General features: G+C 62.0%; 21 protein-coding genes. 13 read left to right on the forward strand and 8 right to left on the reverse strand.

Features of this window, described 5'->3' with window-relative positions:
- The first annotated feature begins 91 nt into the window (after positions 1 to 91).
- From ACSQ8R_RS00860 to ACSQ8R_RS00920, 13 genes are read left to right on the forward strand one after another with little or no spacing between them, the layout of a single operon-like run.
- Positions 92 to 871, forward strand: coding sequence for a DUF1217 domain-containing protein (locus tag ACSQ8R_RS00860; RefSeq protein WP_436251646.1), 780 nt, complete (start codon positions 92 to 94; stop codon positions 869 to 871).
- Position 872: 1 nt separating this feature from the next.
- The gene (flgF, locus tag ACSQ8R_RS00865; RefSeq protein ID WP_046628180.1) at positions 873 to 1,610 is read left to right on the forward strand and encodes a flagellar basal-body rod protein FlgF; all 738 of its coding nucleotides are present in this window, start codon (positions 873 to 875) and stop codon (positions 1,608 to 1,610) included.
- 22 nt (positions 1,611 to 1,632) lie between these two features.
- Positions 1,633 to 3,030: a flagellar protein export ATPase FliI gene (fliI, locus tag ACSQ8R_RS00870; RefSeq protein WP_436251647.1), complete on the forward strand. Its 1,398-nt coding sequence runs from the start codon at positions 1,633 to 1,635 to the stop codon at positions 3,028 to 3,030.
- A 7-nt stretch (positions 3,031 to 3,037) separates the two neighbouring features.
- Positions 3,038 to 3,610: a flagellar protein gene (locus ACSQ8R_RS00875; RefSeq protein ID WP_436251648.1), complete on the forward strand. Its 573-nt coding sequence runs from the start codon at positions 3,038 to 3,040 to the stop codon at positions 3,608 to 3,610.
- Positions 3,611 to 3,663: 53 nt separating this feature from the next.
- Positions 3,664 to 4,050: a flagellar basal body rod protein FlgB gene (gene flgB, locus ACSQ8R_RS00880; protein ID WP_105404079.1), complete on the forward strand. Its 387-nt coding sequence runs from the start codon at positions 3,664 to 3,666 to the stop codon at positions 4,048 to 4,050.
- Positions 4,051 to 4,054: 4 nt separating this feature from the next.
- Positions 4,055 to 4,474 carry a flagellar basal body rod protein FlgC gene (gene flgC / locus ACSQ8R_RS00885; RefSeq protein WP_436251649.1) on the forward strand — a complete coding sequence of 140 codons (420 nt, stop codon included), beginning with the start codon at positions 4,055 to 4,057 and terminating at the stop codon, positions 4,472 to 4,474.
- Positions 4,471 to 4,809, forward strand: a complete 339-nt coding sequence (locus ACSQ8R_RS00890) for a flagellar hook-basal body complex protein FliE (protein WP_037087084.1) — start codon at positions 4,471 to 4,473, stop codon at positions 4,807 to 4,809. The genes flgC and ACSQ8R_RS00890 overlap by 4 nt, the downstream gene beginning before the upstream one ends.
- Before the next feature lie 17 nt (positions 4,810 to 4,826).
- Entirely contained in the window at positions 4,827 to 5,615 is a 789-nt protein-coding gene (flgG, locus tag ACSQ8R_RS00895; RefSeq protein WP_037087082.1) for a flagellar basal-body rod protein FlgG, read from the forward strand.
- A 20-nt stretch (positions 5,616 to 5,635) separates the two neighbouring features.
- Positions 5,636 to 6,118 (forward strand): flagellar basal body P-ring formation chaperone FlgA, encoded by a 483-nt coding sequence (gene flgA / locus ACSQ8R_RS00900; protein WP_436251650.1) that lies wholly within the window; start codon positions 5,636 to 5,638, stop codon positions 6,116 to 6,118.
- Entirely contained in the window at positions 6,115 to 7,245 is a 1,131-nt protein-coding gene (locus ACSQ8R_RS00905; protein ID WP_436251651.1) for a flagellar basal body P-ring protein FlgI, read from the forward strand. The genes flgA and ACSQ8R_RS00905 overlap by 4 nt, the downstream gene beginning before the upstream one ends.
- Entirely contained in the window at positions 7,242 to 7,802 is a 561-nt protein-coding gene (locus ACSQ8R_RS00910) for a MotE family protein (protein WP_436251652.1), read from the forward strand. The genes ACSQ8R_RS00905 and ACSQ8R_RS00910 overlap by 4 nt, the downstream gene beginning before the upstream one ends.
- On the forward strand, positions 7,799 to 8,518 hold the full coding sequence (flgH, locus tag ACSQ8R_RS00915; protein ID WP_436251653.1) for a flagellar basal body L-ring protein FlgH: 720 nt from the start codon (positions 7,799 to 7,801) through the stop codon (positions 8,516 to 8,518). Before ACSQ8R_RS00910 ends, flgH begins: the two co-directional genes overlap by 4 nt.
- A gap of 42 nt (positions 8,519 to 8,560) precedes the next feature.
- Complete coding sequence (locus ACSQ8R_RS00920; protein WP_436251654.1) at positions 8,561 to 9,082, forward strand: flagellar basal body-associated FliL family protein; 522 nt, start codon at positions 8,561 to 8,563, stop codon at positions 9,080 to 9,082.
- Between the two features lie 121 nt (positions 9,083 to 9,203).
- Here the strand turns inward: ACSQ8R_RS00920 and ACSQ8R_RS00925 are convergent, their stop codons facing one another.
- From ACSQ8R_RS00925 to ACSQ8R_RS00960, 8 genes are all read right to left on the reverse strand, one after another.
- Positions 9,204 to 9,974 carry a cephalosporin hydroxylase family protein gene (locus tag ACSQ8R_RS00925; RefSeq protein WP_436251655.1) on the reverse strand — a complete coding sequence of 257 codons (771 nt, stop codon included), beginning with the start codon at positions 9,972 to 9,974 and terminating at the stop codon, positions 9,204 to 9,206.
- Complete coding sequence (locus ACSQ8R_RS00930) at positions 9,967 to 11,028, reverse strand: methyltransferase domain-containing protein (RefSeq protein WP_436251656.1); 1,062 nt, start codon at positions 11,026 to 11,028, stop codon at positions 9,967 to 9,969. Before ACSQ8R_RS00930 ends, ACSQ8R_RS00925 begins: the two co-directional genes overlap by 8 nt.
- Before the next feature lie 4 nt (positions 11,029 to 11,032).
- Positions 11,033 to 11,866: an NAD-dependent epimerase/dehydratase family protein gene (locus ACSQ8R_RS00935; RefSeq protein ID WP_436251657.1), complete on the reverse strand. Its 834-nt coding sequence runs from the start codon at positions 11,864 to 11,866 to the stop codon at positions 11,033 to 11,035.
- Positions 11,863 to 13,086: a class I SAM-dependent methyltransferase gene (locus ACSQ8R_RS00940; RefSeq protein ID WP_436251658.1), complete on the reverse strand. Its 1,224-nt coding sequence runs from the start codon at positions 13,084 to 13,086 to the stop codon at positions 11,863 to 11,865. Before ACSQ8R_RS00940 ends, ACSQ8R_RS00935 begins: the two co-directional genes overlap by 4 nt.
- Positions 13,083 to 13,643 (reverse strand): dTDP-4-dehydrorhamnose 3,5-epimerase family protein, encoded by a 561-nt coding sequence (locus ACSQ8R_RS00945; protein ID WP_436251659.1) that lies wholly within the window; start codon positions 13,641 to 13,643, stop codon positions 13,083 to 13,085. The genes ACSQ8R_RS00940 and ACSQ8R_RS00945 overlap by 4 nt, the downstream gene beginning before the upstream one ends.
- Positions 13,640 to 14,722: a CDP-glucose 4,6-dehydratase gene (rfbG, locus tag ACSQ8R_RS00950; RefSeq protein ID WP_436251660.1), complete on the reverse strand. Its 1,083-nt coding sequence runs from the start codon at positions 14,720 to 14,722 to the stop codon at positions 13,640 to 13,642. Before rfbG ends, ACSQ8R_RS00945 begins: the two co-directional genes overlap by 4 nt.
- Positions 14,704 to 15,477 carry a glucose-1-phosphate cytidylyltransferase gene (rfbF, locus tag ACSQ8R_RS00955; RefSeq protein ID WP_037087070.1) on the reverse strand — a complete coding sequence of 258 codons (774 nt, stop codon included), beginning with the start codon at positions 15,475 to 15,477 and terminating at the stop codon, positions 14,704 to 14,706. The genes rfbG and rfbF overlap by 19 nt, the downstream gene beginning before the upstream one ends.
- Before the next feature lie 98 nt (positions 15,478 to 15,575).
- On the reverse strand, positions 15,576 to 16,823 hold the full coding sequence (locus tag ACSQ8R_RS00960) for a glycosyltransferase family 2 protein (RefSeq protein WP_436251661.1): 1,248 nt from the start codon (positions 16,821 to 16,823) through the stop codon (positions 15,576 to 15,578).
- Positions 16,824 to 16,984: the final 161 nt, after the last annotated feature.

Consider the following 16,984-nt stretch of genomic DNA (forward strand, 5'->3'; position numbering starts at 1 on the left):
AGTCTTCGAGCCTAGTTCTGCCCATGATCGGACCGGATTGCCCGCTCCGCAGCGACGTCCGCCGCTTCCGTGGACCTTAGGTAGAGCTACCGTGATCACGACCTATACCAGCTACGCAATGATCAGCCGCGACATGTCGAAGTCGCTGGAGCGCGTCGCCGAAAAGCCGGAAGTTGCGCGCGAGACCGAATATTACCTTTCCAGGATCGGCAGCATCAAGACGATCGACGACTTCATGGCCGATACGCGCGTCTACAATTACGCGCTGAAGGCTCACGGTCTCGAGGACATGGCTTATGCCAAGGCATTCATCCGTAAGGTCCTGACGGAAGGCACCGACAACAAGGCGGATTTCGCCAACCAGCTCTCCGACAGCCGTTATGCGCAGCTCGCCGAATCCCTGAATTTCGCCGCCTTCGGCACCACCGCAACCTCCTTCGACAAGGCCCAGAAGGGCGTCGTCGCCAAGTTCCAGCGCCAGACACTGGAAGAGGATGCGGGCGCCGACAACATGGGCGTCCGGCTGGCGCTCTATTTCGAGCGCACGGCGCCGACGATCAAGTCCGGCATGGAAGTTCTCGCCGATGATGCGCTTTCGCAGGTCGTGCGCACCGCGCTTGGCATGTCCGACGAGATGATCGGCGCCGACCTCGATCGCCAGGCCAAATATATCGAAGACACGATCAAGATCCAGGATTTCCAGGATCCGGCCAAGGTCAACAAGTTCCTCGAACGGTTCACGGCCAACTGGGAGGTCAACAACCCTACCGACGGCTACGACCCGCTTGCCGTCTTCAACTCCCCGTCCTCGAGCGGAATTTCTACGGATCTTCTGATCTCGATCAATAACCTGAAACTCGGAGGCAAATGATATGCAGTCCGGACTTTACGTCGGCATCTCTTCCCAGATCGCGCTCGAGCGCCGCTTGAACACGATCGCCGACAACATGGCCAACATGAACACCGTCGGCTTCCGTTCCACGGAGGTCAAGTTCGACGAGGTCCTGAGCAAGACCCAGAACGATATCGGTGCAAAGGTCGCGTTCGTCACCCAGGGCAACGACTATCTGTCGACCCGTACCGGTGAAATGCAGCGCACGGGCAATCCGCTGGACTTCGCGATCAAGGGCAATGCCTGGTTCGCAATCGATACGCCGGCCGGCCAGGTACTGACCCGCGACGGCCGTTTCACGATGGATGAGCTCGGCCAGCTCCGCTCGATCCGCGGTTATGCGGTTCTCGATGCCGGTGGTGCGCCGATCCAGCTCAACCGCGACGGAGGCCCTCCGACTGTCGGCTCCGACGGCATCATCCGGCAGAACGAACAGCCGGTCGCCAGCCTCGGTCTGTTCACGGCGGACGTCACCAAGGGCTTCGTCCGCCACGACAACTCCGGCGTCATCACCGTCGATACCCCGCAGCCGGTGCTCGAGGGCATCGATAACTCCGTCGTTCAGGGCTACCTCGAAGGGGCCAATGTCAACGGCATCCGCGAAATGACCCAGCTCATCCAGGTCAATCGCGCTTTTGAAAGCATCTCTTCGCTGATGCGCGACAGCGAGACCTCGCTGGACGATGCGATCAAGACACTCGGCGGTTCCAACGCTTAAACGATAGGAAAGAGGGCCCACCATGATGGAAGCGGCTATCCTCGATGCAGTCAACGGCGGCAAGCTGGCCCAGCTTGCCGGCCTTTCGGCGCGTTACTCCGACCCGGCCTTCTCGGTCGCCCATGGCGGTCATGTCAGGACCATCGCTGCGGGACATTATACGGTTGCGGGCTTGTCGAAACACGTGCGGCTTGGCGAATTTGTCGCCCATCGCAGCGCGACCGGCATCCACCTCGGCGAAGTGGTTCGCGTGGAGCCCGACATCATCTACGTCTGCCCCATCGAGCCCGGAGAGCCGATCGGCATCGGCGACACGGTCATCCGCAAGGGCGCCTTCCGTGTCGCACCGGACGACAGCTGGTGCGGCCGTACGATCAATTCGCTCGGAGAGCCGATCGACGGCAAGGGTCCGGTCGGGCGCGGTCTTCATCCGCGGTCGATCGCCAATACCGCTCCGCCGTCGATGACGCGCAGCCGCGTTGAGAAGGGTTTCAGGACCGGCGTCCGGGCAATCGACATCTTCTCGCCGCTCTGCCTCGGTCAGCGTCTCGGCATTTTCGCCGGCTCCGGCGTCGGCAAGTCGACGCTGCTTTCGATGCTCGCCAGAGCCGACTCCTTCGACAAGGTGGTGATCGCGCTGGTCGGCGAGCGCGGCCGCGAAGTGCGCGAATTCATCGAGGACACGCTCGGCGAGCACATGTCGAAATCGATCGCCGTCGTTGCGACCAGCGACGAAAGCCCGATGCTGCGCAAGATGGCGCCGCTGGTGGCGATCACCATCGCCGAACACTTCCGCGACCAGGGAGACAACGTCCTGTTCATCGCCGACAGCGTCACCCGTTTTGCCCATGCGATCCGCGAGGTCGCGGTCGCGGCCGGCGAGCCGCCGATCGCCCGCGGTTATCCGGCATCCGTCTTCACCGAGCTGCCGCGCCTGCTTGAGCGCGCCGGTCCGGGTATCGAAGGGACTGGCACGATCACCGCGATCATCTCGATCCTGGTCGATGGCGACAACCACAACGACCCGATCGCCGACTCGACCCGCGGCATTCTCGACGGTCACATCGTCCTCGAGCGTTCGCTTGCCGAGGAGGGCCGCTATCCACCGATCAACCCGCTCTCCTCGATCTCGCGTCTTGCCCGCAAGGCCTGGACCGAGGATCAGGAAAAGCTGGTATCGCGCCTGAAATCGCTGGTGCACCGCTACGAGGAGACCCGCGACCTGCGCCTGATCGGCGGCTACCGCGCCGGCAGCGATCCCGATCTCGACATGGCGATCAAGCAGGTGCCGGTCATCTATGAAGTCCTGAAGCAGACGCCGGGGGAAAAGCCGACCCTCGATGCCTACGCGGATCTGGCCAATGCGCTGCGGGCGGCGGCAGGGCAGGGCAATCCGCAGTCGGCCATAGCAAGAAGGTGATTATTCGATGAGCGACACGAACAACCAGGAAGCGGCGGCTCAATCGCAGTCGAAAGAGGCTCGGTCGCGATTGGGCGACAAGATCCTTGTCGCGACGGGCATCACCCTGGCCGCGGCCTCGGCCTTCTTTCCCTGGTACGTCTTCCTGAATGCCGACAAGTTCGGCATCCGGACGGAAGCGCTCGGCCGCACGCGCGATCTGCCGCCGGGCGCCGCCCGCTCGGTCGTCACCGTATCGCCTCTCGCCATGACCGACAGCTCGAAGGACGACTGGCCGAAGCCCGTCGAACCGATGGATGCCTTGACCACGGCCACTACCTCGTCGCTCGGCGAGACGCGCAACGACCGCAATCTGCAGGAAGAACAGCCCTTTCCGGGCCGGGGCAATTTCCGGCTGCTTCACGTCGCCAACGGCCGCGCGCTCATCGAGGACGGCTCCGGCATGTACATGGTCCGGGTCGGCTCGGTTCTGCCCGACAACAGCAAGCTCGCAACGCTCGAACAACGTGGCGGCAAGTGGGTGATCATTACTTCCAGCGGAGAAGTTTATCAGGACATGGGCGGGAGTGCTCGCCCGTAAGTCCGACGCAAGGTTACTGGCATAGTTTCCAGACAGAAGATGGAGACAAGCCTATGCAGCCGATTCAATTGTTCGAAATGGCATCCCGTCAGGCCGATTGGCTTTCGGTGCGTCAGGAAGTTGTTGCGGGCAACATCGCCAATGCCAACACGCCGAAGTTCAAGGCGAAGGACATCACGCCTTTCGATTCGGTGCTGGACCGCACGCATGTTCCGATGGCCCGCACCAATCCGGGCCACTTCGCCAGCAACGACCTCAGCGATGAGATCGACATCAAGGCATCGGAACTGAACGAGGAAATCGGCGTCCAGGAATCCGGGAATACCGTCTCGCTGGCCGACGAGCTGACGAAGACGGGTGAAATCAAACGCCAATACGAATTGAGCACAGGACTAGTGAAATCGTTTCACAGCATGATGCTGACGTTAGTTAAGAGGTAAGCAAATGGATCCGCTTTCAGCCTCCCTGAAGATCGCTGGATCGGGAATGGAGGCGCAGTCGACACGTCTGCGCATCGTTTCCGAAAACATCGCCAACGCCCGCTCCACCGGCGACACGCCCGGTGCCGACCCCTACCGCCGCAAGACGATTACCTTCGGCTCCGAGTTGGACAGGGCAAGCGGCGTGGACATGGTCGAGATCAAGAAGCTCGGCAACGACAGCTCCAAGTTCATCGAGGAATATGATCCGGACCACCCGGCCGCCGATGCCAAGGGCATGGTCAAGCTGCCCAACGTCAACATGCTGATCGAAATGGCCGACATGCGCGAAGCCAATCGCTCCTATGACGCAAACATCCAGACCATCAAGCAGACGCGCGAACTTATCGCTGCGACGATTGACCTTCTGAAGGCCGGACAATGATCGACAAGATTCAAAACCTTAGCTCTCTCTCGCTGACCAACGGCCTCGACGAGGTCGGTTCCGCAAGCAGCTCCACGCTCGCCGGCGGCATCGCGACGACGCCCGGCCAGAACACCGGCATGGATTTCGGCAGCATCATGGCCAACATGGCGACGGACACGATGAACAGCCTGAAGGGCGCCGAATCGATGTCGTTCAAGGCCATCCAGGGCAAGGCCAACACCCGTGAAGTCGTAGATGCGGTTCTTGAAGCGCAGCAGTCGCTCCAGACCGCCATGGCGCTGCGCGACAAGATCGTCTCCGCCTATCTCGAAGTCACGAAAATGCAGATCTAGAGTTTGAGGACGAAGACATGAGAGCGCTTTCCGTCGCAGCAACGGGCATGGATGCCCAGCAGACCAATCTCGAAGTCATCGCGAACAATATCGCGAACATCAACACGACCGGTTACAAGCGCGCCCGCGCCGAGTTTTCCGATCTTCTCTATCAAAGCGAGCGTGCCCAGGGCGTGCCGAACCGCGCCAACCAGGCGATCGTGCCGGAAGGTGCGAACATCGGTCTCGGCGTGCAGACCTCCGCTGTCCGCAACATCCACACCCAGGGCGAACTGACCCACACCGAGAACGATCTCGACGTGGCGATCGTCGGCCGCGGCTGGTATCAGATCCAGACCCCCGACGGCCAGACGCTCTACAGCCGCGCCGGTGCCTTCAACAAGAACGCCGACGGCCAGCTGGTCACGATCGACGGTTATGCGGTCGTTCCGAACATCACGTTCCCGGCAGATGTCAGCGAAACCAAGATCACTCGCACCGGCCAGGTCATGGTCCGCATCGGCAATTCCCCGGATTTCACCGAGATCGGCCAGCTCACCACCGCCAACTTCGTCAACGAGGCCGGCCTGCAGCCGCTTGGCGACAACCTGTTCGCGCAGACCGCCGCATCCGGCGAACCGATCGTGGCAGCCCCCGAGGATCCGGGCTTCGGTTATCTGAAGCAGGGTTATCTGGAGAGTTCGAACGTCGACGCCGTCCGGGAGATCACCGATCTGATCTCCGCCCAGCGCGCCTACGAGATGAACTCCAAGGTCATCACCACAGCCGATGAGATGGCTACGATCGTCAGCAAGAACCTGAAATAATAAACAGGAGACGGGCAGACATGAAGTTTCGCCGGAAAAATGCGACTGGCGCCAGGCTGGCCTTGCGGCTCCTGGCAGCTCTTCTCGCCGTAACGGGCTCGCCGGCCCTCGCCGGCATGGGGACGGCCGTTGTGCCGGTCCAGACCATTTATCCCGGCGAAGAGATCACCGAGGGCAGGGTCGAGGAGGTGCAGGTCACCAATCCGAATCTGGGCGGCGACTATGCCCGCAGGACCGAGGAAGTCGTGGGCATGGTGGCAAAGCGCACGCTGTTGGCCGGGCGCACCGTTCCGGTTTCGGCGCTCCGCGAAGCCTTCGCGGTCACCCGCGGCAAATCGGTTCGCCTGACCTTCACCATCGGCGCGATGACGATTTCGGCCTCCGGCGCGCCGCTTGAGAATGCGGCTGTCGGGGATGTCATTCGTGTGCGCAACATCGATTCGGGTGTCACGGTCAGCGGTACCGTCATGGCTGATGGGACGATCCAGGTGATGGCGAAATGAGAACCCGTCTCTTCCTCACCACGCTTGCCGTGATTGCCACCCTCCTGGGCGGCGCGCCAGCGTCCGCCGACGGTCCCTATGTCGTCACCGCCCGCATCAAGGACATCGCGTCCCTGCAGGCCGGCCGCGACAACCAGCTGATCGGCTACGGTCTTGTCGTCGGCCTTCAGGGCTCGGGCGACAGCCTTCGCTCGTCTCCCTTCACCGACCAGTCGATGAAGGCGATGCTGCAGAACCTCGGCATCTCCACCCAGGGCAGCCAGTCCAACGCCAAGAACGTCGCGGCCGTCATGGTCACGGCCAACCTGCCTCCCTTCGCCAGCCCCGGCAGCCGCATCGACGTCACGGTCAGCTCGCTCGGCGACGCGACCTCGCTGCGCGGCGGCACGCTGGTCATGACCTCGCTTTCCGGTGCCGACGGCCAGATCTACGCCGTGGCCCAGGGCGCGCTGGTCGTGTCCGGTTTCTCGGCCCAGGGTCAGGCAGCGACATTGACCGAAGGCGTGACGACGGCGGCCCGCGTTCCGAACGGCGCCATCGTCGAGCGCGAATTGCCGTCCAAGTTCAAGGACTCGGTGAACCTCGTCCTGCAGCTCCGCAATCCGGACTTCTCGACCGCGGTGCGCGTCTCCGACATCGTCAACAGCTTCGCGGCCCGCCGGTACGGCGGCCCGATCGCAGAACCCCGCGACAGCCAGGAAGTGATCGTTCAAAAGCCGAAGTCCGCCGATCTGACACGCCTGATGGCCGAGATCGAGAACCTCGTGGTCGAGACCGATACGCCGGCCAAGGTCGTCGTCAATGAGCGGACAGGCACGATCGTCATCGGCGCGGACGTGAAGATCTCGCGCGTTGCCGTAAGCTACGGGACACTGACGGTGCAGGTCACGGAGAGCCCGCAGGTAATCCAGCCCGAACCTTTCTCGCGTGGCGAGACGGAGGTTCAGCCCCAGACGGATATCATGGCGATGAAGGACGGCGGCCAGGTCGCGCTCCTCAACGGTCCGGATCTGCGGACCCTGGTCGCCGGTCTCAACAGCATCGGCGTCAAGCCGGACGGCATCATCGCCATCCTGCAAGGCATCAAATCCGCCGGTGCCCTTCAAGCGGAGCTCGTCCTGCAATGACCGAGACGCTATTCACCATTTCCGTATCGAAGACGCTGGCGCGCCGGGTTCTCGCCGCTGCCGCTGTCCTGACCCTGGTCTCCCAGGTCGGAGCGCAGCAGCCAGCGCAGGTCACCGAAGCATCGACCAGCGACGAGATCCAGAAATTCTGCACCAACATCGCCGATGCCGCGCGCGATCAGCGTTATCTCCTGCAGAAGCAGGAGCTTGAAAAGCTGCAGGCCGATGTCGACGACCGCATCAAGGCCCTCCAGGATCGTACGGCCGAATACCAGGACTGGCTGAAGCGTCGCAACGACTTCCTGGCGCGCGCCCAGGCCGGCCTGGTCGATATCTTCAAGACGATGAAACCCGATGCGGCGGCGCCGCAGCTGGGAGAAATGAACATGGAGGTCGCAGCCGCGATCATCATGCAGCTTCCGGCCCGCCAGTCGGCCCTTTTCCTCGCGGAAATGGACCCGCAGAAGGCCGGCATGATCTCCACGATCATCTCAAGCGCTTCCGACCCGAACACGTCGAAAGCACGCGCTCCCAATGTTCCGAAAGTGCCATCATGACGAAACGCATTCCCGCAATCCTTTCCGTTCTTCTCCTGGCCGGTTGTTCCAGCCAGACGATCAAGGAGATCGGTAATGCGCCGGCGATGAGCCCGATCGGCAGCGGCCTGCAATATGCGCAGGCGCCGCAGATGTCGTCCTATCCGAAGCAGCCGCGGCAGATGGCGAGCGGCTATTCGCTCTGGAGCGACAATCAGGCCGCGCTCTTCAAGGATTCGCGCGCCCTCAATGTCGGTGACATCCTGACCGTCGATATCAAGATCAACGACAAGGCGTCGTTCGACAATGAGACGGAACGCAACCGCACCAACTCGACCAGCCTGACCTGGGGTGCCAACCTCAGCAACCTGTTCGGCTGGACTCCGAAGGCGGGCACGACCGGCGATCTCGGTACCGATTCGAGCACGGATTCGCAGGGCAAGGGAACGACCAAGCGTGCCGAAAGCTTGAAATTGCTCGTGGCTGCCGTCGTGACCGGCATTCTCGAAAACGGCAACCTCTTGATCAGCGGCTCGCAGGAAGTGCGCGTCAACCACGAAATCCGCATTCTGAACGTCGCCGGTATCGTCCGGCCGCAGGACGTCGATTCCACCAATATGATCTCCTATGACAAGATCGCCGAGGCCCGCATCTCCTACGGTGGCCGTGGCCGCCTGACGGAAGTCCAGCAGCCGCCGGTCGGTCAGCAGGTCGTCGATATGTTCTCGCCCTTCTGACGGACCTGGGCGAAGGTCTCTTGATGTGAAGGTTTGAAGACCATGGCGGATGAAGCACAGGCGGGCGACGCCGGTAAGAAAAAGAAGAACGGCACCATCATGGTCGTCGCGGGCGTGGCGATCCTGACCGTGGTCGGCGCCGGCGGCGGCTGGGTCGTCGGCGGTATGATCGCGCCTAAGGATCCGAACCCGCCGAAGGCCCATGAGGCGGCGGCTGCGGGCGGCGAGCACGGCGAGGCCGGCAAGAAGGAAGAGGGGCTTCCCCATATCTCGACCGAGGCCAACGGCGTCGTCCTCCTCGAGCCGATCACCACCAATCTCGCCTATCCGTCCGAGAACTGGATCCGGCTCGAAGTGGCGCTTGCCTTCAAGGGGCCGCCTGAACTGGTGCTCGCGGAAAATATCCACCAGGATATCCTCGCCTACATGCGCACCGTTTCGCTGCAGCAGATCGAGGGCCCTCGGGGCTTCCAGTATCTCAAGGACGATCTCAAGGAACGCATCGATCTTCGCTCGCAGGGCAAGGTCGCCAAGGTGATGTTCCGTTCCTTCGTGATCGAATAGAGGCGGTCCCAACGACAAGTACGAAAAAAGCGGCCGTAAGCGGCCGCTTTTTTCGTTTGGGTCGGATCTCTGTCCGGTCGTGGCCGCTCCTTCGGTTTTACCCGAAGGAGCGTTGAATTGGTCAGCTCACTCGCTTGAGGAAGCCGTCCGGGGCGACGGTGATCAGCAGCTTGTTCTCGACCGACTTGTCGATCTCGAATTCCGGATGGGTCTTCAGGTATTCGAAGACGGCGGTTTTCGGGTTATCGCCCGGTCCCCACGGACGATCGCCCGCCAGTTCCTTCGGAAGGTCCTCGACGACGGTGTCGAACACGACGCAATAGCTGCCGACGCTGGTGAGCGGGGCATAAAGCTTGAGTTCCTCGAGCACGTGGTCGTGGGTATGGTTGCTGTCGAGGCTGATCAGGATGCGCGAGTAGCCGGCAGCGACCTTGCGGACCTGGTCCATGATCTCGGGCGCGATGCTGGAGCCCTGGATCATCTCGATCCGCGACGCCATCGGGTGAGCCTCGATCGCAGCCTTGTTGTGGGGGCGGATGTCGATGTCGATGCCGAGAACCTTGCGCTTCGGCTTGGCCGGATCGACGACTTCGCCCTTTTCGGCGGCTTCCGACAGTTCCAGCAGGGCCAGCATCGAGGCGCTGAGGATGAGGGATCCGCCATGGGCGATGCCGGTCTCGATGATCAGGTCGGGCTTCACCGTCCAGATCAGTTCCTGCATGGCGACCATATCCTGCGGATACTGGATGATCGGCCGGCCGAGCCAGAAGTAGTTGTAGGAATATTGCGAGGCGATCGACGTGCGCATGAACTGCGCGGCGCTGTCGTTCAGCTCGCTGTTTCCAGGCACTGCCGCGACGCGGGCTTCAACTTCCTTGGTGAAATCACTCATTGTCGATCCCCACATAGGTATAGGCGTTGTGAGACAGCATTCGAATTTCCTCGAGATAATTGGAGTTCATGACGTAGATGGTCGAGCCGTGCGGGAGTTTCGCCAGGGCTTGTTCCGGCGATTGCACCATCAGGCCCGTCGCCGGCAGGAATTTGCCCTGCTTGGCGGGATTGATATCGATCACCATGTCGACCGGCTGACCTTGACGGGATTTCAGCAGGGAGAAGGTCACGCCCTTCGATGCGCCGCCCCAGATCGCCGAACTGTGGCCGGGGGCGATCCGGTCGCCCAGGGTGCGGGTGAAATCGGCGGGAAATGCGACGCGATCGGTTTCCTCGCGCAGCGGCGGCCGCAACGAATCCAGCTCGGCCACTACATAAAGGTACTGACCGCCGAAAACCCGGCCGCTTTCGATGACGGTGCCGAAGATCCGGTGGAAATCGGAGAGGCGGAAATAGTTGACGTGCTCGTAGAACACGTCGAACCAGGCGCGGTGTTCCATGATCCAGTCGAAGCAGGGCACTTCGATATAGATGCGGCCCTTGCCGCCGTTCGCCTTGCAGAGCTCGACGAGGAAGTCATACGGGTCCTGAATGTGCTCCAGCACGTGGCGCAGGATCAGCCCATCGCCCTGCACATCGACGCCGGCCTCGAAATAATGCCGCTTCACGCGCGGGTTGGTGCCCTCGTAGGTGGGATCGAAGCCCGTGAGGTCGAAACCCTTTTCGAGCAGCATTTCGAGGAAGAGGCCCTTGCCGCAGCCGACCTCGACGAGGTTCTCGCGGTCCATCGTCCGCTCGACGATCCCGGACACCATTTCCAGATGCTGGTGGAAATGCCGGCTGACGCCCTGTTCGTTATTGTAGTTGCCGTCGTAGTCCATGAGCTTCGGGTCGAACGCGTCGTTGTAGACGAGGCCCGTCTTCATGTCCTGGACCAGGCGGATATCGCCCTTGGCGCAGGCTTTCGCTTCCGCCGCCGTGGCATATACCCGGTTCTGGAAGGTCGGCAGCTGCTCCTGCGCGTAAAGCAGCAGGGTATCTTTCGTCGTCATGTCATCACCTCGTTAATCCCACAACGCAGGGAGGATCCACCAGATTGTCGGGACGGGCGCCGAATCGTAAAAGATCGCGGCGACCATACTCGTCGGCCAACCGCTCGGCTATCTGCCGCACGGTGACCGGAATTCCGGAGCAGATGTTGGCGGCTCCCGTTCTGTCGCCAAGTCCGATATCGGCGATCTGCCTTCCCGCTTCATGAACGTCCAGGAAGTCGCGGATCTGGTTGCCGCTCGTCAGATCGACGGGTTTGCCGGCGGCGAGCTGGGCGCGAAGATAGGGGAAGAGACGTCGCTCGTCCTCTCCCTCGCCAAACAGATAAAAAAGCCGGCACCAGGCAAAGCTGATCTGATGCAGCGGCAGCCATTGCGACAGGGCCAGGAACACCGCGGCCTTGGCTCCGGCATAGGGGCTGATCGGGCGCAAAGGCGTATCGGTTGCCAGCATGCCGGCGGATACATCGTATTCGAAACAGGTGCCGACGCCGACGAACCGTTTGACCCCGGCAAGTGCGGCGCCCTGCGCCATACGCAACGTGCCTTCGAGGCAGACGATGTTTTCCGGCGACTGCAGGTATTGGCCAGGCTCGGCATACCACGCGACATGCTCGACGGTATCGACGCCTTCAAGCGCCTTCGCCCACCACTCGACCGGCTCGCGGAACAGGTCCGGCGTCCGCACGATGCTCTCGACGGCGGAGAGATCGCCGAGCCGGCTCTCTGCTGATCCTTCCCGTAGGACAACACGAACTCGCGCACCGGATTCGGTCAGCGACCGCAGCACCTGCCGGCCGACAAAACCTGTTCCTCCGGTGAGCAGAACCAGTGGCGTCATACGATCTGCAACTCCGGCACGGCCGTCACGAACTTCGTGCCCTGCTCGGCGAGCGAAGCCAGTTGCTGGCGGACTTCGGCCGCGATGTTCCAGGGCAGGATCATCACATAGTCCGGCCGGCGCGCGACGATCTCGTCCGGATGCAGGATCGGGATGTGGCTGCCGGGCATGAACTTGTTCTGCTTGGCGGCGGCGGCATCGCAGACATAGGGCAGCAGGTCCGGCTTGACGCCGGCGAAGTTCAGAAGCGTATTGCCCTTGGCTGCGGCGCCATAAGCCGCCACCGTCTTGCCCTCGCGCTTTGCCTGCAGCAGGAAGGCGAGCGCATCGTTCTTGACCTTTTCGGCCTTGGCCTGGAAATCGGCATAGGTCGCCGAAGTCTGAAGACCGCGGCGAGCCTCTTCGCCGAGCAGCGCGGTCACCGCTTCGGTCGTCCGTCGCGAATCACCCGCATGGCAACCGTAAACGCGCAGACTGCCGCCGTGAGTCGGCAATTCCTCTACGTCGAAGACGCGCAGACCGGCTGCTTCGAATATCTTCCCGACGGTGAAGAGGGAAAGATAGGAAAAATGCTCGTGATAGACCGTGTCGAACTGGTTGTGCTCGATGAGCCGCATCACATGCGGAAACTCGAGCGTCACCGTCCCGCCGGCCTTCAGCGCGGCCTTGATGCCACGGGTAAAGTCGTTGATGTCGGGGACATGCGCATAGACGTTGTTGCCGAGGATGAGGTCGGCGCTCTTTCCTTCGCCGGCAAGCTGTCGGCCGAGCGCCTCGCCAAAGAACTCCCGGCGGACCGGAATGCCAAGCGCCTCGGCGGCTTCGGCGGTGCTCGCCGTCGGCTCGACGCCGAGGCAGGGAATGCCGGCCTTGACGAAATTCTTGAGCAAATAACCGTCGTTCGAGGCGACTTCGATGACCATGCTGTCCCGGCCGAGGCCAAGACGGGTGGTGATCATCTCCACATAGCGGGCAGCGTGGGCGAGCCAGCTCGTCGAGGCGCTGGAGAAATAGGCGTATTCGGCGCTGAAGAGTGATTCGGCCGACGCATAATCTTCCGTCTGGACCAGCCAGCATTCCTCGCAGACCTGCAGCCTCAGCGGAAAATAGACTTCCGGCCGGGAGAGGTCCTCGGCGGTCAGATAGGCGTTGGACGGCGGCGCGAAGCCGAGGTCCAGGAAATCGCAGCGAAGTGCGGTACCGCAGTGGCGGCAGTTCATGGCGTCAGTCCCGTGAATTGTGATGTCAGGTATGGATGGCTGCGATCCCGATCCGACATCTCGGTGATCTCCAGCGGCCAGGCGATGTCGAGTGCGGGATCCTGCGCGTTCAGCGCACCTTCCGAACCCGATGCATAAGGCATCGAGTGGAAATAAAGGAGTTCGCAGTCGTCGATCAGCGTTTGAAAGCCGTGCGCGAAGCCTTCCGGGATCAGCAGCGAGCGGCGGTTCTCGGCGGAAAGCTCTTGTGCATGCCCTTTCAGGAAGGTCGGGGAATCGTGCCTGAGATCCACGGCGACGTCCCAGACTGCGCCGCGCAGGCAGTTGACGAGCTTCATCTCCGCATGCGGCGGGTGCTGGAAATGCATGCCGCGCACCGTGCCCCTGCGCGCCGTCATCGTCAGGTTGACCTGCGCGATCGGCTTTGCCCAGCCCGCCGGCGCCAGCTCGTCTGCGCAGAACATCCGCGACAGGAAACCGCGCGAATCACCGAGATTCTGGCGTTCGACGAGTTTCAGGCCGGCAAGCGGCAGGTCGGTCACGGTGAAGCGGCTCAAGGGCGTGCCTCGTATTCGGCGATTTCGGCTTCGCAAAGCGCGCGGGCATCGGCGCCGTCATGCTGCGCCCGATACCATTTCATGGTCCGGTCGACGGCTTCTGCCAGCGACCAGCGCGGTTCGATGCCCAGCATATGCCGCGCCTTGGCAGTTTCCAAGGCAAGCCAGCCCGCTTCGTGCGGTCCTTCGGTGCCGTCGCCATATTCGACTTCGCCGCGACCGTAGGAGGTGCGGGCGATCTCGATCACCTGGCGCACCGGCGCGGCCTCATGGCTGATCGGGCCGAAATTGAAGGCGTCGCCGATCGCCGGCTCGGCCCACAGCCGCTCGGCAAGCACGAGATAGGCCGAAAGCGGTTCGAGCACGTGCTGCCAGGGACGCTTCGCCTCCGGCCGCCGGACGCTGAGGGTATTGCCGGACTGCCAGGCGCGCACCGCATCCGGCAGCAGCCGGTCGGCCGACCAGTCGCCGCCGCCGATCACGTTGCCGGCCCGGGCGCTGGCAACCGCCACGCCTTTTTCGCGCAGAAACGAATCGCGGTAGCTCGCAATGACGATCTCGGATGCCGCCTTGCTGGCGCTATAGGGGTCGTGCCCGCCGAGGTGGTCCGTCTCCCGGTAGGGGAAGGCATGTTCGAGGTTGCGGTAGACCTTGTCGGTGGTGATCGCGACGACGACGCGCGCCGCCGGAACCGAACGGACCGCTTCGAGCAGGTTGGCAGTCCCGAGCACGTTGGTCGCGAAGGTGCCGAGCGGATCCTGGTAGCTCGGGCGCACCAGCGCCTGGGCGCCGAGATGCAGCACGATCTCGGGGGAGGCGGCCTGCACGAGCTCGGCAAGTCTGGCCGCGTCGCGAATATCCTGGAAATGGCTTTCCCTGAGATCGGGCCTTGCGAGTGCAAAAAGGCTGGGCTGCGTCTCGGGCGGCAAGGCAATGCCGGTGACCTCGGCGCCGAGATGCCCGAGCCAGAACGAAAGCCAGGCACCCTTGAAACCCGTATGCCCCGTTAGAACAACGCGTTTACCCGCCCAGAAACCGCGGTCCGGGCGAGCCCCGCCGCTCACGGCCAGATTTTCCATGGTGCTTTTCCGGAGGCCCAGAGGTCTTCGAGAAGGTTCTTTTCGCGCAGCGTGTCCATCGGCTGCCAGAAACCTTCATGCTCGTAGGCCATCAGTTCGCCCATCGTGGCGAGGTTCGCCATCGGCGCGGACTCCCACGGAATATTGTCGCCCTCGATGAGGTCGATGCATTTCGGCGAAAGCACGAAGAAACCGCCATTGATCATGCCGCCATCGCCGCGCGGCTTTTCGACGAAGCCGGTGACCTGGTTGCCGGAGCGTTCGAGCGCGCCGTAGCGGCCCGGCGGATGCACGGCGGTAACCGTCGCATTCCTGCCGTGCGAACGATGGAACTTGACGAGCTCGGTGATGTTCACGTCGCTCAAGCCGTCGCCATAGGTGAAGCAGAAGCTTTCCTCGTTGCGCAGGTACTCGGAAACGCGCTTCAGACGCCCGCCGGTCATCGTCGCTTCGCCGGTATCGATCAGCGTGACTTTCCAGGGCTCGGCGCTGCGGCGATGAACCTGCTTTTCGTTATAGGCCATGTCGAAGGTGACGTCCGACATGTGCAGGAAGTAGTTTGCGAAATACTCCTTGATGACATAGCCCTTGTATCCGCAGCAGATGATGAACTCGTTCACGCCATGGGCGGAGTAGAGCTTCATGATGTGCCACAGGATCGGCCGTCCGCCGATTTCGATCATCGGCTTGGGCTTGAGATGCGTCTCCTCCGAGATGCGGGTGCCCAACCCACCGGCGAGAATTACAGCTTTCAATTCCGTCTCTCCGTAACTGACGGCTTATCCATTGGACGACCACCGCCGGCAAACCACGCGATAGGCTTCTCTGGCGATCGGTCGAACGCCTTCATGCGCTAAAGCAAAATGGTCTTGATCAGGTCGTCCTGGGCGAACACGAGGTTCGGCAAATAACCCATTTCCACGAAACGGGTGCGCTCTTCCGGCAAGTGTACCAGGATCGCCGTATTCTCGAGTTGCGCGGGTGTAGGTTCCGCCGGCTCGTCGATGATCTCCAGTCGAGAAGGCAGCCGTACCCTTTGGAGCCGTTCCTTGAGGGTTACGATATCTGGGTATCCGGAGATGACGAGGTTCTCGATGCCCGCAGTTACCCCCAGCTGCCAGGAAAGGGTCTGCAGCGCCGTTGCAAGCAATCCGCCTTCCTTGAAGGACATGACTTCCGGATGCTCTTCGAAGCCTCCGAAGACCATTCTCGTATAGACTTCGTAGGCCTTCACATATTCGCGCATGCCGACAAGCAGGCGCATCGAGACGGCCATTCGCTGCAGCGTGAAGTTTCTGCAGAGGTGTTCCTGGGTCGCGCGTTCGTCGGGCGAGGTGCCGACCTTGCCGCGTTTGGATGCGAAATAAAGGAAGTATTCCAGGCCGCCGCGGTACTGGTCCCATCCGGTTGCCGCGATCTGGGCGCCGCCTTGAACGCGGTCACGTTCGACGCCGGACGCGATGACCTGGCGATAGAAGGGTGTTCTGCGAAAAGCGATGTCGCCCTGGTCCAGGAAGTGGGCAAGCATGGGGAACGGGTAGAAGCAGATATCCCTCGGAACCCAGGAGGCCCGGAAGGCGCTGCTGCGGTAGATGCCGATTTCAGGGAAGATGTGGCCCCGGAACATATAGTTGAAAACTTCGGCGAAGCTTTTCTGCGGAAAGACCTTGTCTTCGTTGACCGTGTAGAACAGCCCGCCCTCGACTTCGTTGATGCCATCGTACATCGCCCACGGCGCATGGCAGACCGTGATGTTCGGGTTCTCATCGAGGTAAGCGACGATATTGGCGACTTCCTGCGGGATCAGGCGATCGTCGTCGGCGAGGTAGAGGATGTATTCGCCGCGTCCCAGTCGCAGGGCGCTGCTCATGTTGGGGATCATCCCCACATTCTCCGCGCCCCTGATGTATCGGATCGGCATGCCCCGCTCGAGGAATTCCTTGGCGACCGCGCCGGTATTGTCCGTCGAGGCGTTGTCGGAAATGACGATCTCGTAGGGGAAATCGAAGCGGAAATCGCGATGGCACCGTTCCAGGCAATCGTGCAGGTGTTTCTCACGGTTGTAGGTGGGGATGCATATGCTGAGCTTGATGGAAGTCACCGAATTTCCTCGACCTGATTTGCTCGAAAACGCAGCGGGCTCGCCGCAAGCAAGGGACGCTCAGCGGCGGTTGTTCCGAGGCGCTTCCGATCGACGTGAGAGCCAGCATGGGGCTTTTCCAGGCTCTGTACGTCCATTAGCTTTTCCTGGATTGAGGCTAT

The sequence above is a fragment of the Neorhizobium sp. LjRoot104 genome (assembly GCF_964253725.1).
GTDB lineage: Bacteria > Pseudomonadota > Alphaproteobacteria > Rhizobiales > Rhizobiaceae > Neorhizobium.

What these genes read in the sequence shown, in the direction of transcription:
- ACSQ8R_RS00875 (WP_436251648.1), top strand. Translation starts at nt 3,038, where the DNA reads ATGAGCGACACGAACAACCAGGAAGCGGCGGCTCAATCGCAGTCGAAA.
- flgB (WP_105404079.1), top strand. Translation starts at nt 3,664, where the DNA reads ATGCAGCCGATTCAATTGTTCGAAATGGCATCCCGTCAGGCCGATTGG.
- ACSQ8R_RS00930 (WP_436251656.1), bottom strand. Translation starts at nt 11,028, where the DNA reads ATGACGACGAAAGATACCCTGCTGCTTTACGCGCAGGAGCAGCTGCCG.
- flgF (WP_046628180.1), top strand. Translation starts at nt 873, where the DNA reads ATGCAGTCCGGACTTTACGTCGGCATCTCTTCCCAGATCGCGCTCGAG.
- ACSQ8R_RS00925 (WP_436251655.1), bottom strand. Translation starts at nt 9,974, where the DNA reads ATGAGTGATTTCACCAAGGAAGTTGAAGCCCGCGTCGCGGCAGTGCCT.
- rfbG (WP_436251660.1), bottom strand. Translation starts at nt 14,722, where the DNA reads ATGGAAAATCTGGCCGTGAGCGGCGGGGCTCGCCCGGACCGCGGTTTC.
- flgA (WP_436251650.1), top strand. Translation starts at nt 5,636, where the DNA reads ATGAAGTTTCGCCGGAAAAATGCGACTGGCGCCAGGCTGGCCTTGCGG.
- ACSQ8R_RS00940 (WP_436251658.1), bottom strand. Translation starts at nt 13,086, where the DNA reads ATGAACTGCCGCCACTGCGGTACCGCACTTCGCTGCGATTTCCTGGAC.
- fliI (WP_436251647.1), top strand. Translation starts at nt 1,633, where the DNA reads ATGATGGAAGCGGCTATCCTCGATGCAGTCAACGGCGGCAAGCTGGCC.
- ACSQ8R_RS00920 (WP_436251654.1), top strand. Translation starts at nt 8,561, where the DNA reads ATGGCGGATGAAGCACAGGCGGGCGACGCCGGTAAGAAAAAGAAGAAC.
- ACSQ8R_RS00910 (WP_436251652.1), top strand. Translation starts at nt 7,242, where the DNA reads ATGACCGAGACGCTATTCACCATTTCCGTATCGAAGACGCTGGCGCGC.
- flgH (WP_436251653.1), top strand. Translation starts at nt 7,799, where the DNA reads ATGACGAAACGCATTCCCGCAATCCTTTCCGTTCTTCTCCTGGCCGGT.
- ACSQ8R_RS00890 (WP_037087084.1), top strand. Translation starts at nt 4,471, where the DNA reads ATGATCGACAAGATTCAAAACCTTAGCTCTCTCTCGCTGACCAACGGC.
- flgG (WP_037087082.1), top strand. Translation starts at nt 4,827, where the DNA reads ATGAGAGCGCTTTCCGTCGCAGCAACGGGCATGGATGCCCAGCAGACC.
- ACSQ8R_RS00905 (WP_436251651.1), top strand. Translation starts at nt 6,115, where the DNA reads ATGAGAACCCGTCTCTTCCTCACCACGCTTGCCGTGATTGCCACCCTC.
- ACSQ8R_RS00935 (WP_436251657.1), bottom strand. Translation starts at nt 11,866, where the DNA reads ATGACGCCACTGGTTCTGCTCACCGGAGGAACAGGTTTTGTCGGCCGG.
- flgC (WP_436251649.1), top strand. Translation starts at nt 4,055, where the DNA reads ATGGATCCGCTTTCAGCCTCCCTGAAGATCGCTGGATCGGGAATGGAG.